Origin of the sequence: Enterobacter sp. EGD-HP1 (genome assembly GCF_000733275.2) — a bacterium.
Taxonomy (GTDB): Bacteria; Pseudomonadota; Gammaproteobacteria; order Enterobacterales; family Enterobacteriaceae; genus Enterobacter.
Window position 1 is genome coordinate 52,969 of the sequence record NZ_AVOP01000013.1, and the last position, 16,658, is coordinate 69,626.

Sequence of the window (16,658 nt, forward strand, 5' to 3'; positions counted from 1 at the left end):
CAAGATGTGCTACCCTGTCGCGCACGTTTCTTCTGGCTGGAGTTCCCCCTAATGCATCTTGATATCGCCTGGCAGGAGGTTGATACCGTTCTGCTGGATATGGACGGCACGCTGCTCGATCTCGCCTTTGATAACTATTTCTGGCAAACGCTGGTTCCTGAAACCTATGGCGAACAGCAGGGGATCTCCCCGGCAGAAGCGCAGGCATTCATTCGTTCGCAATATAGCGCAGTGCAACATACGCTAAACTGGTACTGTCTTGACTACTGGAGCGAGCGCCTCGGTTTGGATATTTGTGCCATGACCACCGCCCAGGGCCCGCGCGCCGTTCTGCGCGAGGATACCGTGCCCTTTCTGGATGCGCTGAAAGCAAGCGGCAAGCGCCGTATTTTGCTGACCAACGCGCATCCACATAATCTGGCGGTGAAGCTGGAGCATACCGGTCTGGCGTCGCACCTTGATTTATTACTTTCCACCCACACATTTGGTTATCCGAAAGAGGATCAGCGGTTGTGGCATGCGGTGAAGGAAGAGACGGGGTTGCAGCCAGAACGTACGCTGTTCATTGATGACAGCGAGCCCATTCTGGATTCCGCGGCAAGGTTTGGCATTCGCTACTGTCTGGGCGTGACCAATCCTGACTCTGGCCTGGCTGAAAAAAGCTATCTGCGCCACCCCGGGCTGAACGACTATCGCCAGATGATCCCCTCACTGACCGTGAAGGAGACGCCATGAAAGAAAAACCCTCTGACGGGGTAAGACTGGACAAATGGCTGTGGGCAGCGCGTTTTTATAAAACACGCGCCCTTGCCCGCGAGATGGTTGACGGCGGAAAAGTGCATTACAACGGCCAGCGCAGCAAACCGAGCAAGCTGGTTGAGCTGAATGCCACCTTAACGCTGCGTCAGGGCAACGATGAACGTACGGTGGTGATTAAAGCCATTACCGAACAGCGTCGACCCGCAACAGAAGCCGTACTGCTTTATGAAGAGACGGCGGAGAGCATTGAAAAACGCGAGAAGACCGCGCTGGCGCGCAAAATGAACGCGCTGACGATGCCTCACCCGGACAGGCGACCGGATAAAAAAGAGCGCCGCGATCTGATGAAATTTAAACACGGTGAGACCGAGTAACCTCACCCGCACGAGAGATGAAAATGGCCCAACACGACCAATTACACCGCTATCTGTTTGAACAATTCGCCGTGCGCGGCGAGCTGGTCACCGTATCCGAAACCTGGAAACAGATTCTGGAAAACCACAACTACCCGCTGCCGGTGAAGACCCTGTTGGGCGAACTGCTGGTTGCCACCAGCCTGCTGACGGCGACGCTGAAGTTTGCCGGTGATATCACCGTGCAGCTGCAGGGTGACGGCCCGATGACGCTGGCGGTGATCAACGGCAACAACCAGCAGCAAATGCGCGGCGTGGCGCGCGTTCAGGGCGACGTGCCTGAAAATGCGGACCTCAAGACGCTGGTGGGTAATGGCTATCTGGTGATCACCATCTCTCCTGAGGAAGGCGAGCGCTATCAGGGTGTGGTGGGTCTGGAAGGCGATACGCTGGCAGCCTGCCTGGAAGATTACTTCATGCGTTCTGAACAGCTGCCGACGCGTCTCTTCATCCGCACCGGTGAAGTGGACGGTCAGCCTGCTGCGGGCGGTATGCTGCTGCAGGTTCTGCCTGCGCAGGACGCACAGACCAATGACTTTGAGCACCTGGCAACGCTGACCGAAACCATCAAAGCGGAAGAGCTGTTCAACCTGTCGGCGACCGACGTGCTGTGGCGTCTGTACCACGAAGAAGAAGTGACGGTCTACGACCCGCAGGCGGTGGAATTTAAGTGCACCTGCTCACGCGAGCGCTGCGCTGGCGCACTGAAAACCCTGCCGGATGAAGAGATCGACAGCATCATGGCGGAAGACGGCGAAATTGATATGCACTGTGACTACTGCGGTACCCACTATGTGTTCAATTCGATGGATATCGCTGAGATCCGCAATAACGCCTCCCCGGCGGATCCGCAGGTTCACTAAACCTCTTCCCCTTACCCTGACCCTCTCCCCTTTGGGATGAGGGTCAAAATCCCCGCATAAGCTGAATCGTTTTCCCTATGTAACTCTTACGTAATTTTCTTACGTGTATGCGATTACATTCACATTCTTTCCGATAAAATCACCACTCTTTAACCTTTTCGGAACATTTTCCCCAACCAAAAAGCGATTCCTGCGATAATCCGCCTGCGCTGTGACTGGAGTCGCAGCGTTTTCCGTTAGTAAGGGTTTTGTCCAGATGCGTAAATCTATGAGCCCCGTCGCGGTTAACAACCTCAGAAAAACCCTACAATTTCAGGCAGTACATATTGGCTAAGGAGCAGTGATATGCGTGTTACTGGTTTAACCCCGCAAGATCTCAAGGCTTATGGAATTCACGACGTCCAGGAAATCGTCTACAACCCCGACTACGATACGCTGTATCAGGAAGAGCTCAATCCAGCACTGGAAGGATACGAGCGCGGTGTGTTGACGAATCTTGGTGCTATCGCCGTCGATACCGGTATCTTTACCGGTCGTTCGCCGAAAGATAAGTATATCGTCCGAGACGAAACCACCCGCGATACGCTGTGGTGGGCTGACAAGGGCAAAGGGAAGAACGACAACAAACCGCTCTCTCCGGAAACCTGGCAGCACCTGAAAGGGCTCGTCACCCATCAACTTTCCGGCAAGCGTCTGTTCATTGTCGACGCTTTCTGCGGCGCTAACGCCGACACCCGTCTCTCCGTGCGTTTTATCACTGAAGTGGCCTGGCAGGCGCATTTCGTGAAAAACATGTTTATTCGTCCAACCGACGAAGAGCTGCAGGATTTCACTCCGGATTTCATCGTGATGAACGGGGCGAAATGCACGAACCCACAGTGGAAAGAGCAGGGCCTGAACTCCGAAAACTTTGTTGCCTTCAACCTGACCGAGCGTATCCAGCTGATCGGCGGTACCTGGTACGGCGGCGAAATGAAGAAAGGGATGTTCTCCGTCATGAACTACCTGCTGCCGCTGCGGGGCATCGCCTCCATGCACTGCTCGGCTAACGTCGGTGAAAAAGGCGACGTGGCGGTATTCTTCGGCCTGTCCGGCACCGGGAAAACCACCCTGTCCACCGATCCAAAACGTCGCCTGATCGGCGATGACGAACACGGCTGGGATGACGACGGCGTATTCAACTTTGAAGGCGGCTGCTACGCGAAGACCATTCGCCTGTCTGAAGAGGCAGAGCCGGATATCTTCCACGCGATCCGTCGCGATGCGCTGCTGGAAAACGTCACCGTGCGTGCAGACGGCTCCATCGACTTCGACGATGCGTCGAAAACGGAAAACACCCGCGTCTCTTACCCGATCTACCACATCGACAATATCGTGAAGCCGGTGTCAAAAGCGGGTCACGCCACGAAGGTTATTTTCCTGACGGCGGATGCGTTCGGCGTGCTGCCTCCGGTGTCTCGCCTGACGGCCAGCCAGACGCAGTACCACTTCCTCTCGGGCTTCACCGCCAAGCTGGCGGGTACCGAGCGCGGTGTGACGGAGCCAACCCCAACCTTCTCCGCCTGCTTCGGCGCGGCCTTCCTGTCGCTGCACCCGACGCAGTACGCTGAAGTGCTGGTGAAACGCATGCAGGCATCCGGCGCGCAGGCTTACCTGGTGAACACCGGCTGGAACGGTACCGGCAAACGTATCTCTATCAAAGATACCCGCGCCATTATCGACGCGATTCTGGATGGTTCTCTGGACGACGCCGAAACCTTCACGCTGCCGATGTTTGACCTGGCGATCCCAACGTCGCTGCCGGGTGTGGATACGCATATCCTCGACCCGCGCAATACGTACGGTTCGCCGGAGCAGTGGCGTGAGAAAGCGGAATCGCTGGCGAAGCTGTTTATTGAGAACTTTGAGAAGTATACCGATACCCCGGCGGGTGCTGCGCTGGTGAGTGCGGGTCCAAAACTGTAGTCCATGTCGGGTGGCGGCTTCGCCTTACCCGACCTACAAAAAAGGGTGGCTCGTGCCACCCTTTTTTCAACTCTCTTTCACCTGCCCTCGCGTCACCGGTACCGGCAGCCAGGCGCGAATGCTCAACCCACCCCGCTCGCTGGTGCCAATCTCCAGCAGCCCGTTGTGGTTATCAATGATACGCTGAACAATCGCCAGGCCTAAGCCCGTACCGCTGGTGCTGCGCGCGCTGTCGCCGCGCACAAACGGCTGGAACAGATGCTTACGCTGCTCGGGCTTGATGCCCGGGCCGTCGTCTTCTACCTGGAACCAGGCGCGGTTGAGTTCAGACCCGCTGCTGACCTTAATCCAGCCGTTGCCGTAGCGCGCCGCGTTGACCACCATGTTGGCGACCGCACGTTTGATGGAGAGCGGATGCATGCGAACCTGGATCTCTCCCGCCTGAAGGTCGGTATCAATTTCGCGCTCGTAGCCGCTTTCCGCCGCCACCACTTCGCCCAGCACCGCGTTCAGATCCGCCATCTCCATTGGCATCTCCTGTCCGGTGCGCAGGTAGTCAATAAACTGCTCGATGATGGCGTTGCACTCTTCGATATCCTTGTTGATGGACTCGGCAAGGTAACCGTCCTCTTCCCCCATCATCTCCGTCGCCAGACGAATACGCGTTAGCGGCGTGCGCAGGTCATGGCTGACGCCCGCCATCAGCAGCGTACGGTCATCCGCCAGCTGCTTCACGCCTGCCGCCATATGGTTAAACGCGCGCGTCACCGAACGGACTTCCGAGGCGCCATACTCGCGCAGCGGAGGAGGAATAATCCCTTTACCGACCTGCAGCGCAGCGTGCTCCAGGTCGACCAGCGGTCGGTTCTGTATACGGATAAACAGCCAGGCCCCGCCTATCGCCAGCAGCATGATCGCCAGGGTATAGCGGAACAGCGGCGAGAAATCGCCCTGATGGATTTCGGTCAGCGGGACGCGCACCCAGATATTGGGTGAAAGCCAGGTTTTCAACCAGACGACGGGCGAGCTTTTGTTGACCTCAACGCGCACTTCCGTTGGGCCGCCCAATTGCTGCGCCATCTGCTGGCTCAGGAATTCGTAGTGCTGCGCCCAGCGCAGGCCAGCGTCTTCCGCCGCTTCGTTGGAGTAGAGCGAAATGCCCAGCTCACGGTAGATTTCACGGCGAAACGCCGGGGGAACGACGAGCTGCGTGCCATCCTCCAGCTGCAGTTTATCGGTCATCAGCATACGGACTTCGTAGGCCAGGACCTTATTAAACTGCTGGAGGCTAGGCAGGATCGCAAAGTTCAGCACCACCAGATAGGTCGTCACCAGGCTGACGAACAGCAGGGTGACGATCAATAACAGGGTGCGGGCAAACGAGCTTCGCGGCGAGAAGCGCATTCGCCTCATGCTTTAGAGCCGTCCGGGACGAACACGTAGCCCAGACCCCATACGGTCTGAATATAACGAGGATGCGCCGGATCTTCTTCCACCATGCGGCGCAGGCGGGAGATCTGCACGTCAATGGAGCGTTCCATTGCGGAGTATTCGCGACCGCGCGCCAGGTTCATCAGCTTGTCACGGGAAAGCGGTTCACGCGGGTGGCTGACCAGCGCTTTCAGGACCGCAAACTCGCCGCTGGTGAGCGGCATTGGCTCGTCTTCACGGAACATCTCGCGCGTGCCGAGGTTCAGCTTGAACTTGCCGAAGGCGATGACGGCTTCTTCCTGCGACGGTGCGCCCGGCAGTTCGTTCGCCTGACGGCGGAGAACAGCGCGAATACGCGCCAGCAGTTCACGCGGGTTAAACGGTTTTGGAATATAGTCGTCGGCGCCGATTTCGAGGCCCACGATACGGTCAACTTCTTCGCCCTTCGCCGTCACCATGATGATCGGCATCGGGTTGCTCTGGCTGCGCAGACGGCGGCAGATAGAGAGCCCATCTTCGCCAGGCAGCATCAGGTCGAGAACCATCAGGTGGAAAGATTCACGGGTCAGCAGACGGTCCATCTGCTCAGCGTTCGCGACGCTACGAACCTGGAAGCCCTGCTCGGTCAGATAACGTTCCAGCAGCGCACGCAGGCGCATGTCGTCATCCACGACCAGAATTTTGTAGTTCTCTTGCATTGTGTGTACTCCCAAAGGTTCGGATAGTCTTTGTAACAGCGTATTCTAAAAAAGTGCACGTATTCGACCAGCTAATTCTGGTATAAATTCTAGTCGAAATTGTTACAAAGCATATTTAACAGCAGCTTATCTGCTCATTTCATCACATAAATCATTATTAATCCTGTCTGTTACACTGTGTGGTACGTATTGTGCGCAAGACAGTTAACCGGCAGGCAGCAAAGGCTTTACCATGAAAACGCCCCTGATCACCCGCGAAGGGTACGAAAAGCTCAAAAAAGAGATGGATTACCTCTGGCGCGAGGAGCGTCCTGAAGTAACCAAAAAGGTCACCTGGGCAGCAAGCCTGGGCGATCGCAGCGAAAACGCTGACTACCAGTACAACAAAAAGCGGCTGCGCGAAATTGACCGCCGGGTTCGCTATCTGACCAAGTGCCTCGAGAATCTCAAAATTGTCGATTACTCCCCGCAGCAGGAGGGCAAAGTGTTCTTCGGCGCGTGGGTGGAAATTGAAAACGACGACGGTGACACCCTGCGTTTTCGCATTGTCGGCTACGATGAAATTTTTGGTCGTAAGGATTACATCTCCATCGACTCCCCGATGGCCCGCGCGCTGCTGAAAAAGGAAGTGGGCGACCTGGCCGTCGTTCAGACCCCCGCCGGAGAAGCCAGCTGGTACGTCAATGAGATCGTCTACGTAAAATAGTCCGAGAGCGCCCTCCCCGGCTGGCATTTTGCCGTGTCAGCCCGTATAACTATCCCCTGATTTTTCGACTCAACAGATGATAAAGCCATGATGAAAGATTCGCTCTGCCGCATTATTGCGGGTGATATTCAGGCCAGAGCCGAACAGGTAGAAGCTGCCGTTCGCCTGCTTGATGAAGGGAACACCGTGCCGTTTATTGCACGCTATCGTAAGGAAGTCACCGGCGGTCTGGACGACACGCAGCTGCGTAACCTGGAGACCCGTCTGGGCTATCTGCGCGAGCTGGAAGAACGTCGTCAGGCGATCCTCAAATCCATCGGCGAACAGGGCAAGCTGACCGGCGAGCTGGAAAGCGCCATTAACGGTACCCTGAGCAAAACCGAACTCGAAGATCTCTATCTGCCGTATAAACCGAAGCGCCGCACGCGCGGGCAGATTGCGATTGAAGCGGGCCTTGAGCCGCTGGCCGACCTGCTGTGGAACGAGCCGTCCCATGACCCGGAAACCGAAGCGGCGAAATTTATCGACGCCGACAAAGGCGTAGCGGACACCAAGGCCGCCCTCGACGGCGCGCGCTACATTCTGATGGAGCGCTTCGCCGAAGACGCCGCCCTGCTCGCTAAAGTGCGTGATTACCTGTGGAAGAATGCCCACATCGTCTCTACCGTCGTCGCGGGTAAAGAGGAAGAAGGCGCGAAATTCCGCGACTACTTCGATCACCACGAACCGATCTCTACCGCCCCTTCACACCGCGCGCTGGCAATGTTCCGCGGCCGCAACGAAGGCGTGCTCCAGCTCTCCCTGAACGCCGACCCGCAGTTCGACGAGCCGCCGAAAGAGAGCCACTGCGAGCAGATCATCATCGACCATCTCGGCCTGCGCCTGAACAACGCCCCGGCGGACAGCTGGCGCAAAGGCGTGGTGAGCTGGACCTGGCGCATCAAGGTGCTTATGCACCTCGAAACCGAGCTGATGGGCACCGTGCGCGAGCGCGCCGAAGACGAAGCGATCAACGTCTTCGCCCGTAACCTGCACGACCTGCTGATGGCCGCCCCAGCCGGCCTGCGCGCCACCATGGGTCTCGATCCGGGTCTGCGTACCGGCGTGAAGGTCGCCGTGGTTGACGGCACCGGCAAGCTGGTTGCCACCGACACCATTTACCCGCACACCGGCCAGGCGGCGAAAGCGGCCGTCGTGGTGGCGGCGCTGTGCGAAAAATACAACGTGGAGCTGGTTGCCATCGGCAACGGTACGGCCTCACGCGAAACCGAGCGTTTCTACCTCGACGTGCAGAAGCAGTTCCCGAAAGTGACGGCGCAGAAAGTGATCGTCAGCGAAGCGGGGGCATCCGTCTATTCCGCGTCCGAGCTGGCGGCGCAGGAGTTCCCGGACCTGGACGTTTCCCTGCGCGGTGCGGTCTCTATCGCTCGCCGCCTGCAGGATCCGCTGGCGGAGCTGGTGAAGATCGATCCGAAATCCATCGGCGTGGGCCAGTATCAGCACGACGTGAGCCAGACGCAGCTGGCGCGCAAGCTGGATGCGGTGGTGGAAGACTGCGTAAACGCCGTCGGCGTTGACCTGAACACCGCTTCCGTTCCTCTGCTGACCCGCGTGGCGGGCTTAACGCGCATGATGGCGCAGAACATCGTCGCCTGGCGTGATGAGAACGGTCAGTTCCAGAACCGTCAGCAGCTGCTGAAGGTGAGCCGTCTGGGGCCAAAAGCCTTTGAGCAGTGTGCGGGCTTCCTGCGCATCAACCACGGCGATAACCCGCTCGATGCCTCCACCGTTCACCCGGAAGCCTATCCGGTTGTCGAGCGTATTCTGGCCGCCACCCAGCAGGCGCTGAAAGACCTGATGGGCGACAGCAGCGCCCTGCGCAACCTGAAAGCCGTTGATTTCACCGACGACAAATTTGGTGTTCCAACCGTCACCGACATCATCAAAGAGCTGGAAAAGCCGGGCCGCGATCCGCGTCCTGAGTTCAAAACGGCGACCTTTGCTGACGGCGTGGAAACCATGAACGACCTGCTGCCCGGCATGGTGCTGGAGGGCGCGGTGACCAACGTCACCAACTTTGGCGCGTTTGTGGATATCGGCGTGCATCAGGACGGTCTGGTGCATATCTCATCCCTCGCCGACAAGTTCGTTGAAGACCCGCACACCGTGGTCAAAGCGGGCGACATCGTGAAGGTCAAAGTGCTGGAAGTGGATCTGCAGCGCAAGCGTATCGCCCTGACCATGCGTCTGGACGAGCAGCCAGGCGACACCAGCGCGCGCCGTGGCGGCAATGGCGGTGGTCGCGAGCAGCAGCGCCCGGCCGCGAAGGCCGCGAAACCTCGCGGACGTGATGCACAGCCTGCAGGCAACAGCGCGATGATGGATGCGCTGGCCGCAGCGATGGGTAAGAAACGCTAAGGTTGTCAACGCCCGGTGGCGCTGCGCTTACCGGGCCTACGCTTTTGTAGGCCGGGCAAACGCAGTGCCGCCCGGCAAGCAGGCCGCAGCGAATTAAAATAAATAGATGTAGCCATATTTAAACCACGAATTATCACCCCGTTAACAAATACTCCCCTTTTCGTTTTCCCGGCAATTCAGCAAATATTGAGCAAGGTCAAACAGGCCGTAAATTAATACCGCAAACAACATTCCGTCACAGTTTTAATATTGCTGATAAAAACTATTCTCATTATCATCCCATAGTAGATAATTTAACCTTTCGTGGAATCAGGCGTTATGCAATTCACTCCAGACAGTGCATGGAAGATTACCGGTTTTACCCGCGAAATTAGCCCGGCCTATCGGCAAAAGCTGCTGTCGCTGGGCATGCTGCCCGGCTCGTCATTCCAGGTCGTGCGCGTGGCGCCGCTAGGTGACCCGGTTCACATCGAAACCCGCCGCGTGAATCTGGTGCTGCGTAAGAAAGACCTCGCGTTAATAGAAGTCGAAGCCTTATCCCGATAACAAGCCAGCGGTTTCAGTGAGTCTAAAAAAATGAAAAAGTTAACTATTGGCTTAATTGGCAATCCTAATTCCGGCAAGACCACCCTTTTTAACCAGCTGACCGGCGCACGCCAGCGCGTGGGCAACTGGGCGGGCGTGACGGTTGAGCGTAAAGAGGGTCAGTTCACGACAACGGACAGCCAGGTGACGCTGGTTGACCTTCCCGGCACCTACTCCTTAACCACCATTTCGTCGCAAACTTCGCTCGATGAGCAGATTGCCTGCCACTACATTCTTGGCGGCGACGCAGACCTGCTGATCAACGTGGTCGACGCTTCCAATCTCGAACGTAACCTTTATCTGACGCTGCAGCTGCTGGAGCTGGGGATCCCCTGCATCGTGGCGCTCAACATGCTCGACATTGCGGAGAAACAAAAGCTGCGTATCGACGTCGATGCCCTCTCCGCGCGCCTGGGTTGCCCGGTCGTTCCGCTGGTCTCGACGCGCGCTCGCGGTATTGATGCGCTGAAGCTGGCCATTGACCGTCACCAGGGTAATCGCGACATTGAGCTGGTGCATTACGCACAGCCTCTCCTGCGCGAAGCCAATGTGCTGGCGCAGGAGATGGACACAAGCATGCCTGCGAAACAGCGTCTGTGGCTTGGTCTGCAGATGCTGGAAGGGGATATCTACAGCCGCGCTTACGCCGGGCATGCGGCAGATAAGCTGGACGCGACGGTAGCTCGTCTTAGCGACGAGCTGGACGACCCGGCGCTGCACATCGCCGATGCGCGTTACCAGGCCATCGCCTCGATTTGCGACGTGGTCAGTAACGCCCTGACGGCAGAACCCAGCCGCTTTACGGCGGCGGTGGATAAAGTGGTGCTTAACCGCTTCCTCGGTTTGCCCATCTTCCTGCTGGTGATGTACGTGATGTTCCTGCTCGCCATTAACATCGGCGGCGCACTCCAGCCTATTTTCGACGCCGGTTCCGTCGCGATCTTCGTCCACGGTATTCAGTGGGTGGGTTACACCCTGCACTTCCCGGAATGGTTAACCATCTTCCTCGCGCAGGGGATCGGCGGCGGTATCAATACCGTTCTGCCGCTGGTGCCGCAGATCGGCATGATGTATCTGTTCCTCTCGTTCCTGGAAGATTCCGGCTACATGGCGCGCGCCGCGTTCGTGATGGATCGTCTGATGCAGGCGCTGGGTCTGCCGGGTAAATCCTTCGTCCCGCTGATTGTCGGCTTCGGCTGTAACGTGCCGTCGGTGATGGGCGCGCGCACGCTTGATGCGCCGCGTGAACGTCTGATGACCATCATGATGGCGCCGTTTATGTCCTGCGGTGCCCGTCTGGCCATCTTTGCGGTCTTTGCCGCAGCCTTCTTTGGCCAACAGGGCGCGCTGGCGGTCTTTTCGCTGTATGTGCTGGGTATTGTGATGGCGATCCTCACCGGTCTGATGCTGAAGCACACTATCATGCGCGGTGAAGCGTCACCGTTTGTGATGGAGCTGCCGGTGTATCACGTGCCGCATCTAAAAAGCCTGACGATCCAGACCTGGCAGCGCCTGAAAGGCTTTGTGCTGCGCGCCGGTAAGGTGATTGTCATCGTCAGCATTTTCCTGAGCGCACTGAACAGCTTCACCCTCAGCGGGCAGGCGGCAGATAACATCAACGACTCGGCCCTCGCCTCCGTCAGCCGCGTCATCACGCCGGTCTTCAAACCGATTGGCGTGCATGAGGATAACTGGCAGGCAACCGTCGGGCTGTTCACCGGTGCGATGGCAAAAGAGGTGGTTGTCGGCACCCTGAACACGCTTTATACCGCTGAGAACATTCAGGAACAGGAATTTAATCCGGCAGAGTTTCATCTCGGTCATGAACTGCTGGGTGCCGTAGAGGAGACCTGGCAGAGCCTGAAAGACACCTTCAGCCTGAGCGTGCTGGCGAACCCAATTGAAGCGAGCAAAGGCGACGGTGAAATGGCGACGGGAGCCATGGGCGTGATGGGCGAGAAATTTGGCAGCGCGTCTGCGGCCTACAGCTACCTCATCTTTGTTCTGCTCTACATTCCGTGCATCTCGGTGATGGGGGCGATTGCCCGCGAGTCCAGCCGCGGCTGGATGGGCTTCTCCATCCTGTGGGGGTTAAACATTGCGTACTCGCTGTCGACGCTCTTTTATCAAACCGTTAACTTCAGCCAGCATCCGCGCTACAGCCTGGTCTGCATTCTCGCGGTTGTGCTGTTTAACGTAATAGTGCTCGGTCTTCTGCGGCGGGCACGCAGCCGCGTCGACATCGACCTGCTCGCAAACCGTAAAACCGCCGCGACCTGCTGCAGCAGCCCGGCGGGCGACTGTCACTAAGGAGCACACCATGGCATCGTTGATTCAGGTTCGTGATCTGCTGGCACTGCAAGGGCGAATGGAGGCGAAACAGCTGAGCCTCAGTCTGCATACGCCGCAGCCGATGATCGATGCCATGCTGGAAAGACTGGAAGCCATGGGGAAAGCCGTTCGGATTCAGGAAGACGCGGACGGCTGTCTCTCCGGCAGTTGTAAAAGCTGTCCGGAAGGAAAGGCCTGTCTCAGGGAGAGGTGGGCACTGCGTTAATCAAGCCAGGCATCGCTGCCTGGCTTTATCGTATTACTTGTAGACGTCCGCCGTTGCGCGTACGTTTTTGGTCTGTTTTTCAGCACTGGTGACGACGTAGTACGTTCCGCCCAGCTCATCCGCTTTCTTCGACAGCTCTTTTCTCGCGTCCATCGGCGCGGTGGTGTCAGACGTAGAAATCTCACCAATTTTCGTCAGATTCATGCCGGCAACTTTATCTTTTTCCAGCTCTTTTGCCGCAAAGACGCCAAATGACAGTGACCCAATAACCAGAGAAGTGACAATACCTGTAACAAGTTTCATAACCTGACTCTCCATAGGATTGTTGTTTTGATTATCGTAGGCAGAACAACCGCAACGACATCAGGAGTATGGTTGCGGTGTGTAACTTTTTCCAGGCTGGATAGAAAATAATCAGTCTAAACGTTGACTTAACGCAATCAGCGCTGAACAAAACTCCGTCGGATGAGAGATAAACGGGGCATGCGCGGCTTTGGCAATGATCTGGGATTCACTGTCCGGCCAGAGTGAATCCAGCAGCGGAACCACTTTGCGCGGCACAATCCCGTCGAGGTAACCGTAGATACGCAGGTGTGGCACCGTCAGCGCTGCCAGCGGCTCGCGCAGGTCAACCGTTTTCAGGAGCTCAAGACCCCCGTTAAGCACCTCAACCTCCGGCATCGGCAGCGAAAGCACGGTCTGCTTCAGCGTGCGTGCATCCTTACGCGCGGTGTCAGTGCCCATTGTCTGCAATGCCAGGAACCGCTCTACGGTCCGCTGGAAATCGTCGCTCAGCTGCTGCTGGAAGCCCGCCAGCACGTCAGGTTTGATCCCTGGCCACGCGGCCTGCGCGCTAAAACAGGGCGACGACGCCACCGTCACCAGCGCTTTTACGCGGTCAGGCCGCGACAGCGCAATCTGGCTCGCCACCAGCCCGCCCAGGCTCCAGCCCAGCCAAACCGCGTTTTGCGGCGCAGCGTCCAGAACCTGCTGCGCCATCTCATCTAGCGATAACGCGCCAAAACCGCGGCTGCGGCCAAAGCCGGGTAAGTCCACCAGATGCAGCGTGAAATGCGAGGCTAGTTCCTCACGTATGCAATGCCATATCTCCGCATTCAGGCCCCATCCGTGCAGCAGCACAAGATGGCAATTTCCTGTCCCTACGGTCTGCCACCACAGCGTCTTCATCAGTTACTGTTCTCTTTTTTCACATGGAGGTTACACATGCTAACAGCACCTGGGTTGTGCTGGCTATGCAGAATGCCGCTGGCGCTCAGCCGGTGGGGCGTCTGCTCCGTCTGCACGCGATCGCTGGAATGGCGTATTGGGATCTGTCCACAATGTGGTTTACCGGCCACAAATCCCTTTTTGCCCTGTGGCCGTTGCCTGAAAAAATCCCCGCCATGGAGCGCGCTGGTGGCCGTGAATGATTATGTTCCACCGTTGAGCAGGCTGATTCACGCGCTGAAGTTTTCCGGGCAGAGTTCGCTGGCTCAGCCCCTTGCCCGCCTGCTGTTGCTGGCGGTTTTGCAGGCACGGCGTCATCGCGCACTGCCGAAAGTCGATCTGGTGGTGAATGTCCCCTTATACCGACGTCGGCACTGGCGGCGCGGCTATAACCAGAGTGACCTGATCTGCCGCCCCCTCGCCCGGTGGCTCGGCTGTCGGTACGATGCCAGGGCGCTTACACGCGTTCATGCAACGGCCATCCAGCATCAGCTCAGCGCCCGGCTTCGCAAAAGAAACCTCAAAAATGCCTTTCGCCTTGAATTGCCGGTCGACGGTCTCCATATCGCAATTGTGGATGATGTCGTCACCACGGGCAGTACCGTTGCTGAACTTTCCCGACTGCTTTTGCGAAGCGGCGCCGCGTCGGTTCAGGTATGGTGTCTGTGCCGTACCTTGTAGCCCTTCTTCAATGGGCGTATGATTATACCCAGGTAATTTAGTCAACTATTAGGCCAAAGCTATGATCCGTATTTCCGATTCTGCACAAGCGCACTTTGCCAAACTGCTGGCAAATCAGGAAGAAGGGACGCAGATCCGCGTGTTTGTGATTAATCCAGGCACTCCGAATGCAGAATGTGGTGTTTCTTATTGTCCTCCGGACGCTGTGGAAGCGACTGACACTGCCCTTAAATTTGAACAGCTCACCGCTTACGTTGATGAGCTGAGCGCACCGTATCTTGAAGATGCGGAGATCGACTTCGTCACCGATCAGCTGGGTTCTCAGCTGACCCTGAAAGCGCCGAACGCGAAAATGCGTAAAGTGTCTGACGATGCCCCGCTGATGGAGCGCGTTGAGTATCTGCTGCAATCCCAGATCAACCCACAGCTGGCGGGCCACGGCGGTCGTGTTTCCCTGATGGAAATCACGGAAGACGGTCTGGCGATCCTTCAGTTCGGCGGCGGCTGTAACGGCTGTTCAATGGTCGATGTGACGCTGAAAGAAGGGATCGAGAAGCAGCTGCTGAACGAGTTCCCGGAACTGAAAGGCGTGCGTGACCTGACCGAGCACCAGCGCGGCGAGCACTCCTACTACTAATTCAGTACGCGTCTGTATTGCCCGGTGGCGCTACGCTTACCGGGCCTACCTTCCCTTGTCTCTCCCTCCATATGTTGACCTGCGTCTCATAATTCACATTTTGCCTGCCTGGGTGATTCTCAATCACATCATGTTACCCGTATCATTCTCGTGGGCACTAAGCACACTCATAACAGCCGACTAAACTTAATGGTTTCCAAGGCATCAGTATTAGTGCCGTTAAAACTCTGTTCCCAGTTGGGACAATCGGAATTTGTCGTTGAAACAATGACGTTACCCATAACAATTCAAAGGCCAGGTAAATCATGCCATTAGTCATCGTTGCTATCGGTGTTGTGTTATTACTGCTCTTGATGATCCGTTTCAAAATGAACGGATTCATCGCTCTGGTTCTGGTGGCACTTGCAGTCGGTCTGATGCAAGGGATGCCGCTGGTGAAAGTCATCAGTTCGATTAAAGCCGGCGTCGGCGGCACGCTCGGCAGCCTGGCGCTGATCATGGGCTTCGGCGCCATGCTCGGCAAAATGCTGGCGGACTGCGGTGGCGCGCAGCGTATTGCCACCACGCTGATTGCCAAATTCGGTAAACAGCACATTCAGTGGGCCGTGGTCTTAACCGGTTTTACCGTCGGCTTCGCGCTGTTCTATGAAGTGGGCTTCGTGCTGATGCTGCCGCTGGTGTTCACCATCGCGGCTGCGGCAAATATCCCGCTGCTGTATGTCGGTGTGCCAATGGCTGCGGCGCTGTCCGTGACCCACGGCTTCCTGCCGCCGCACCCGGGTCCAACCGCTATCGCCACCATTTTCCACGCGGATATGGGTAAAACCCTGCTGTTCGGTACGATTCTGGCAATCCCAACCGTGATTCTGGCGGGCCCGGTTTATGCCCGCTTCCTGAAAGGCATTGATAAGCCGATTCCTGAAGGGCTTTACAGCGCCAAAACCTTCACCGAAGAAGAGATGCCTGGCTTTGGCGTCAGCGTCTGGACTTCTCTGGTACCGGTTATCCTGATGGCGATGCGCGCCGTGGCGGAGATGATCCTGCCGAAAGGTCACGCGTTCCTGTCCGTTGCGGAATTCCTGGGTGACCCGGTGATGGCCACGCTGATTGCGGTGCTGATCGCGATGTTCACCTTCGGTCTGAACCGCGGTCGTTCAATGGATCAGATCAACGACACGCTGACCTCTTCCATCAAAATCATTGCCATGATGCTCCTGATCATCGGCGGTGGCGGCGCATTCAAGCAGGTTCTGGTCGACAGCGGCGTGGACAAATACATCGCTGCCATGATGCATGAAACCAACGTGTCGCCGCTCCTGATGGCCTGGTCTATTGCCGCGGTTCTGCGTATTGCGCTGGGTTCTGCAACCGTTGCGGCGATTACCGCAGGCGGTATCGTTGCCCCGCTGATTGCGACCACGGGCGTGAGCCCTGAGCTGATGGTTATCGCCGTCGGTTCCGGTAGCGTGATTTTCTCTCACGTTAACGACCCTGGCTTCTGGCTGTTCAAGGAGTACTTCAACCTGACGATCGGTGAAACCATCAAGTCCTGGTCCGCGCTGGAAACCATTATTTCGGTATGCGGTCTGGTCGGGGTGCTGCTGTTGAATATGGTTGTCTGATGTATTAAGTCGGGTGGCGGCTACGCCTTACCCGACCTACTCGATCCCTGTAGGCCCGGTAAGCGTAGCGCCACCGGGCAATAAAAAACCCGCCAC

Annotated in this window: 16 protein-coding genes; 12 read left to right on the forward strand and 4 right to left on the reverse strand. The window is 57.2% G+C overall.

Annotated features, from left to right (window positions below; all coding sequences use genetic code 11):
* Positions 1-51: 51 nt before the first annotated feature.
* The 4 genes from yrfG (at position 52) to pckA (ending at position 4,000) form a co-directional block, all read left to right on the forward strand.
* Positions 52-735, forward strand: coding sequence for a GMP/IMP nucleotidase (yrfG, locus tag N037_RS11905; RefSeq protein WP_032641117.1), 684 nt, complete (start codon positions 52-54; stop codon positions 733-735).
* Positions 732-1,133, forward strand: coding sequence for a ribosome-associated heat shock protein Hsp15 (hslR, locus tag N037_RS11910; RefSeq protein ID WP_023333710.1), 402 nt, complete (start codon positions 732-734; stop codon positions 1,131-1,133). Before yrfG ends, hslR begins: the two co-directional genes overlap by 4 nt.
* 17 nt (positions 1,134-1,150) lie before the next feature.
* Entirely contained in the window at positions 1,151-2,035 is an 885-nt protein-coding gene (gene hslO / locus N037_RS11915; RefSeq protein WP_162269339.1) for an Hsp33 family molecular chaperone HslO, read from the forward strand.
* 345 nt (positions 2,036-2,380) lie between these two features.
* Positions 2,381-4,000: a phosphoenolpyruvate carboxykinase (ATP) gene (pckA, locus tag N037_RS11920; RefSeq protein WP_023309493.1), complete on the forward strand. Its 1,620-nt coding sequence runs from the start codon at positions 2,381-2,383 to the stop codon at positions 3,998-4,000.
* 66 nt (positions 4,001-4,066) lie between these two features.
* Here the strand turns inward: pckA and envZ are convergent, their stop codons facing one another.
* Both envZ and ompR read right to left on the reverse strand, forming a co-directional pair.
* Positions 4,067-5,413, reverse strand: coding sequence for a two-component system sensor histidine kinase EnvZ (envZ, locus tag N037_RS11925; RefSeq protein ID WP_023309494.1), 1,347 nt, complete (start codon positions 5,411-5,413; stop codon positions 4,067-4,069).
* Positions 5,410-6,129: an osmolarity response regulator transcription factor OmpR gene (ompR, locus tag N037_RS11930; RefSeq protein WP_001157751.1), complete on the reverse strand. Its 720-nt coding sequence runs from the start codon at positions 6,127-6,129 to the stop codon at positions 5,410-5,412. The genes envZ and ompR overlap by 4 nt, the downstream gene beginning before the upstream one ends.
* A 232-nt stretch (positions 6,130-6,361) precedes the next feature.
* Here ompR and greB point away from each other — a divergent pair, with 232 nt between their 5' ends.
* The 5 genes from greB to feoC all read left to right on the forward strand — a co-directional run bounded on the left by greB (position 6,362) and on the right by feoC (position 12,395).
* Positions 6,362-6,835, forward strand: coding sequence for a transcription elongation factor GreB (gene greB, locus N037_RS11935; RefSeq protein WP_014885539.1), 474 nt, complete (start codon positions 6,362-6,364; stop codon positions 6,833-6,835).
* An 87-nt stretch (positions 6,836-6,922) separates the two neighbouring features.
* A complete protein-coding gene (locus N037_RS11940) occupies positions 6,923-9,253 on the forward strand; it encodes a Tex family protein (RefSeq protein WP_032641120.1) in 2,331 nt (776 codons plus the stop codon).
* A 318-nt stretch (positions 9,254-9,571) separates the two neighbouring features.
* Complete coding sequence (feoA, locus tag N037_RS11945) at positions 9,572-9,799, forward strand: ferrous iron transporter A (RefSeq protein WP_008503050.1); 228 nt, start codon at positions 9,572-9,574, stop codon at positions 9,797-9,799.
* Positions 9,800-9,829: 30 nt separating this feature from the next.
* Positions 9,830-12,148, forward strand: a complete 2,319-nt coding sequence (gene feoB, locus N037_RS11950; RefSeq protein ID WP_032641122.1) for a Fe(2+) transporter permease subunit FeoB — start codon at positions 9,830-9,832, stop codon at positions 12,146-12,148.
* 10 nt (positions 12,149-12,158) lie between these two features.
* Complete coding sequence (feoC, locus tag N037_RS11955; protein WP_032641124.1) at positions 12,159-12,395, forward strand: [Fe-S]-dependent transcriptional repressor FeoC; 237 nt, start codon at positions 12,159-12,161, stop codon at positions 12,393-12,395.
* Between the two features lie 33 nt (positions 12,396-12,428).
* On the opposite strand, the gene N037_RS11960 is transcribed toward feoC, so the two are convergent.
* Together N037_RS11960 and bioH are read right to left on the reverse strand one after the other, a co-directional pair.
* Positions 12,429-12,698, reverse strand: a complete 270-nt coding sequence (locus N037_RS11960) for a YdgH/BhsA/McbA-like domain containing protein (RefSeq protein WP_023309499.1) — start codon at positions 12,696-12,698, stop codon at positions 12,429-12,431.
* Positions 12,699-12,809: 111 nt separating this feature from the next.
* The gene (bioH, locus tag N037_RS11965) at positions 12,810-13,583 is read right to left on the reverse strand and encodes a pimeloyl-ACP methyl ester esterase BioH (RefSeq protein WP_032641126.1); all 774 of its coding nucleotides are present in this window, start codon (positions 13,581-13,583) and stop codon (positions 12,810-12,812) included.
* A 36-nt stretch (positions 13,584-13,619) separates the two neighbouring features.
* Here bioH and gntX point away from each other — a divergent pair, with 36 nt between their 5' ends.
* The 3 genes from gntX (at position 13,620) to gntT (ending at position 16,562) form a co-directional block, all read left to right on the forward strand.
* A complete protein-coding gene (gene gntX / locus N037_RS23895) occupies positions 13,620-14,303 on the forward strand; it encodes a DNA utilization protein GntX (RefSeq protein ID WP_032641128.1) in 684 nt (227 codons plus the stop codon).
* 61 nt (positions 14,304-14,364) lie between these two features.
* Entirely contained in the window at positions 14,365-14,940 is a 576-nt protein-coding gene (gene nfuA / locus N037_RS11980) for a Fe-S biogenesis protein NfuA (RefSeq protein ID WP_003861601.1), read from the forward strand.
* A gap of 305 nt (positions 14,941-15,245) precedes the next feature.
* Complete coding sequence (gene gntT, locus N037_RS11985) at positions 15,246-16,562, forward strand: gluconate transporter (RefSeq protein WP_023333718.1); 1,317 nt, start codon at positions 15,246-15,248, stop codon at positions 16,560-16,562.
* Positions 16,563-16,658 lie beyond the last annotated feature (96 nt).